2 pseudogenes are annotated in these 273 nt (G+C 59.7%); both read left to right on the top strand.

Features of this window, described 5'->3' with window-relative positions:
- A pseudogene (locus RAD10_RS41845) lies at window positions 1-75 on the top strand (ABC transporter ATP-binding protein); the annotation flags it as partial.
- Between the two features lie 13 nt (window positions 76-88).
- Window positions 89-273 (top strand): annotated as a pseudogene (locus RAD10_RS41840) (branched-chain amino acid ABC transporter permease); the annotation flags it as partial.

The raw sequence follows: 273 nt of genomic DNA, 5'->3' as shown, positions 1-273 counted from the left end.
CGCATCGTGATGTCGGGCAACGCCAAGGACATCGCGAACAACGAAGAAATCCGCAAATCCTATCTGGGTTACTGAGGGAGCCGGGACAATGGAGCTGTTCACCAACCAGGTCCTGGCCGGCATTGCCACGGGCGCGATCTACGCCTGCATGGCGCTCGCCGTGGTCATGATCTACCAGGCCATCGACCATCTCAACTTCGCGCAGGGCGAGATGGCGATGTTCTCGACCTTCATCTCCTGGCAGCTGATGCAATGGGGCGTGCCCTATTGGGC

It is taken from the genome of Bradyrhizobium sp. 23AC (genome assembly GCF_054863025.1).
This window is presented reverse-complemented; position numbering and strand designations above follow the sequence as displayed.